This is a genomic window from Deinococcus aquaedulcis (assembly GCF_019693445.1).
GTDB lineage: Bacteria > Deinococcota > Deinococci > Deinococcales > Deinococcaceae > Deinococcus > Deinococcus aquaedulcis.
Genome location: NZ_JAHRBL010000045.1, coordinates 1 through 3780 on the forward strand (window position 1 = coordinate 1; position 3780 = coordinate 3780).

Annotated in this window: 3 protein-coding genes and 2 pseudogenes; 1 reads left to right on the plus strand and 4 read right to left on the minus strand. The window is 67.8% G+C overall.

What is annotated here, in order from left to right:
* Positions 1–255 (plus strand): annotated as a pseudogene (locus KMW22_RS19185) (IS4 family transposase); the annotation flags it as partial.
* Positions 256–272: 17 nt separating this feature from the next.
* Here KMW22_RS19185 and KMW22_RS19190 read toward each other — a convergent pair.
* The 4 genes and pseudogenes from KMW22_RS19190 to KMW22_RS19205 all read right to left on the minus strand — a co-directional run.
* Complete coding sequence (locus KMW22_RS19190) at positions 273–1709, minus strand: GGDEF domain-containing protein (protein ID WP_221091633.1); 1437 nt, start codon at positions 1707–1709, stop codon at positions 273–275.
* Positions 1710–1926: 217 nt separating this feature from the next.
* Positions 1927–2340 (minus strand): thioredoxin, encoded by a 414-nt coding sequence (gene trxA, locus KMW22_RS19195; RefSeq protein WP_221091634.1) that lies wholly within the window; start codon positions 2338–2340, stop codon positions 1927–1929.
* A 237-nt stretch (positions 2341–2577) separates the two neighbouring features.
* Positions 2578–3522, minus strand: a complete 945-nt coding sequence (locus tag KMW22_RS19200) for a DUF808 domain-containing protein (protein ID WP_221091635.1) — start codon at positions 3520–3522, stop codon at positions 2578–2580.
* Positions 3523–3684: 162 nt separating this feature from the next.
* Positions 3685–3780: pseudogene (locus KMW22_RS19205) on the minus strand (IS5-like element ISDge16 family transposase); the annotation flags it as partial.

Consider the following 3780-nt stretch of genomic DNA (forward strand, 5'->3'; position numbering starts at 1 on the left):
AACTTGGAAGATACAGGTCTGACGCGCGCCGAACGAGGGTCTTCGCTCCTGACGGTCGTCAGCGTCGCCTTCATCTGGGCGTGCGTGACGGGCGAGGGCGTGGCACGTCGAACGGCGACCAAAGTAAAGAAACACGGACACCGTGCGGTGTCCGTGTTTCGACTCGGGCTTGATCATCTCCAGGATCTTCTGCTGCATCCGTCCGGCGCATCCTGGCGCACCTTGAGCACACTCATGCCCCGTTTTGAAGGGTAGTCAGGGCAAAATCCCCGCTAGCCTCTGTCCCCACCTGAAGCTCTGCTTGCGGCGCCGCGTGCCTTCGCGGCGTACATGGCCTGATCGGCCTCGTGCAGCAGGGCTTCGGCGTTCAGGCGCCCCTGCCCCCAGCCCACGCCAATGCTGGCCCCTACCGTGACCCCCTGAATGGGCGCGCGCCCCAACTCCTGCACAAAGCGCGCGGCCATCTGCGCGGCGCCGGCACCGTCGGTCTGGGGCAGGATGACCGCGAATTCGTCGCCGCCCCAGCGGAACACCGTGTCCGAGGCGCGCACGCTGCGCCGCAGGATGTCGGCCACGGCCACCAGCGCGGCGTCGCCGGCCGCGTGGCCCAGGGTGTCGTTAATGGCTTTGAAGTTCGTGAGGTCGGCAATCAGCAGCGCCAGCGGCTGCCCGTGCCGCTCGGCCGCCGCGAGGTGCTGGGCCAGCACATCGTTGAAATGGCGGCGGTTGTACAGCCCGGTCAGCACGTCGGTGCGGGCGGAGCGCTCCACCAGTTCCCGCTGCCGACTGCCATGCATCAGCACCGCCGCCTGCACGCAGAACGACTGCATGGCTTCTACAGAATCCGCCGCAAAGGCAAATTCGCTGGAGAACGAATCCAGATTCATCAGCGCGTACACGTCGCCGCCGTACAGAATGGGCACGGTGATGGTGGCGCGGATGTGGTCCATAGAGGGCAGCAGGCTGGTGTAGGTCAGGCCGCCCATCAGGTAATCGGTGCGGTGCACCGGGGCGGCGGCCTGGGTCATGACGCGGGGAATACCCTCGTCCCATTGGGCATGGCCCGCGCCGTACCACACGTCGCGGGTGTCCTCGACACTGAACGACACGTCCTCCAGTTCGTTCCAGTCGTGGTTCACCAGGGCCGCGTAGTAAAAGCGGTCCTCGCGGCGCAGCAGCAGCGAACCGCCCTCGGCGCCGGGCACCAGGGCCACAGCCTCTTCCAGCAGCGGCTGATACAACTCATCGGGGGGGCGGCTGGTGAGCTTGCGCTGCAGGTCCAGCAGGCTTTGCAGGCGCCCGCGCAGTTCCACCTGTTCCAGTTCCAGACCCAGCAGAGCGCCCACCGCTTCCACATGCGCCAGCGCCTCGCCGCCCAGGGTGGCCTGCCCGGGGAGCCACGCCGCCAGCCGGGGAAAGGCGCGCCCCTGCACCGGCACCAGCAGCCCGCCGGGCCGACGCACCACCTCGCCCCGGGCAAAGGTCTGCCACTCGGCCGCCGACAGGGGCGCAGGCAGGATTAGGCCCGCAGGTGCGCTGCGGCGGGTGAACACGCCGCCCTGTAGGCCCAGCAGGGCGGCTTCGGGCAGCGAGAGATCGCGCCGCAGGGCACCCAGCATCAGCTCGCACAGGTCATCGGCGCCGCGTACCGCCCGCGCGGCGCGCAGCAGCGCGGCCCAGTGTTCTGGCTGTTGTGCGACTCGTCCCATGCGGCTCCTGAATTCGACGTGGGGTCAGTTTGCCGCAGGGGCCCTCACAGAACTCTTGTGCCGGGTGGATGAATGGCCAGGGCCGGGGGCAGTCCGGTTTGCTTGCAGCGGAAGGAGGGGGCCTTTGAAGTGCTCCCAGAACGCCACCAAAGTCCGTGCCTGCGAAGGTCAGCGGCGCGGGGTGCCACTGGCTCCGGGGTGAACCGGGCCGCTGCCTTCAGGCCTGATCCAGCCAGTTGAGCAGCGCTGCCTTGGGCTGGGCGCCCACCATGCGGCCAGCCAGACGGCCCTGGCGGTACAGCAGCAGGGTGGGAATGCCCTGCACCCCCAGCGCCGAGGCGTGGCGGCCATGCTCGTCCACATTCACCTTGACCACCCGCACCCGGCCGGCCCGTTCGCGGGCGATCTCTTCCAGCACCGGGCCCACCACCCGGCAGGGCCCGCACCAGGGCGCCCAGAAATCCACGATCACGGGTACGCCCGCCTGAATATCGGTGTCCAGCGAGTCGTCGGTGCCGTCGTGCAGCCAGGGCAGGGCCGCGCCGCAGCGGGCGCAGACCGGCACCTGGCCCTGGGGAACGGCGCTGACGCGGTTGCGCGCGCCGCACTGGAGGCAGGTCAGGGGCGTCATGCGCTTCAGTGTGCCAGCCCGGGGAGAGGGGCGCCCTTGGCGCTTTCTTGAGCTGCCCACGGGCGGGCAAGCGGACCGGGAGGAGGGGGCACTCTAGGCACCTGATCGCCCCGCACCTCAACAAGCCAGGAGGCAGGCCGGGCCCCGGGCGCCGCCAGCGTTCATACAGCCACTCACTCTGTAGACAGAGCCCGTCACCTCCTGCGGCGCGGGCTCTGACGTCCAGCCAACACTTGCTTAGTGGGCCGCTTTGCCCTTCCCAGGGCGCAGGTGCAGCACCGCCACGATCAGGCCGCCCAGCGCCAGCCCCACGATGCCAGAGCCGATGGTTTCCACCAGCCACTCCACGAAGCCTTCGGCAAACGGCACCGCGTGCCCGGCTGCCACGGCCAGATCATGGATAAAGTGCTCGGGGCCACCCAGGCCAAACTTCTCCAGGCCGTCCACCACGATGTGTCCGCCGACCCACAGCATCGCCGCCGTGCCAATCACCGACAGCGCACCCAGCACGATGGGCATGCCCTTGACCAGCCCGCGCCCCAGGGCCTTGGCCGCCCCCGAACCGCTCTGAGCCAGCCGCAGGCCAAAATCGTCCATTTTCACGATCAGGCCCACCACGCCGTACACCAGCGCCGTGATCACCAGCGCCACCACCAGCAGAATAATGGCGCGCAGGGCAAAGGGCTCGTTCGCCACCTCGGCCAGCGCAATCGCCATGATTTCCGCCGACAGAATGAAGTCGGTGCGGATGGCGCCGGCCACCATCTGCTTCTCGTGGTCCTCACTGCTCAGCTTGGCCTCGGATTCGGCGGCGCTTTCGTGGTGGCCGCCAAAGGCTTCGAGCACCTTCTCGGCGCCTTCAAAGCACAGGTAGGCCCCGCCCAGCATCAGGATGGGGGTAATGGCCCAGGGCAGAAACTGGCTGAGCAGCAGCGCCACTGGCAGGATAAACAGCACCTTGTTGCGCAGCGAGCCGCGCGCAATGCGCCAGATGATCGGCAGCTCGCGCTCGGGCCGGAAGCCGGTGACGTAGCGGGGGGTCACGGCGGTATCGTCCACGACCACGCCAATCGCCTTGCTGCCGGCTTTGGCCGCCGCCGCGCCGATGTCGTCAATGGACGCCGCTGCCAGCCGGGCAATGGCCGCCACATCGTCCAGCAGCGCCACCAGACCGCCGCTCACTTTTGGCCTCCAGGGGTGCAGGGGGCCAGAAACAGAACAGAAAGAACACGCATCGCTGCCCAGCCTAAAGCATGACCCGGGACGTTGCGCGCCCAAGAGGGCCAGCAGGCTTAAACATTCCTGAGAACACGGCGGGCGACTAGGGTCTGTCTGGGTGAAGGTTCAGAGCCAGAGCAGGATACAAGCGACGTGGACACCGGCTAAAAACTGGTATCCACGCTTCTCGTATCGGGTGGCAATCGCCCGAAAATCTTTGAG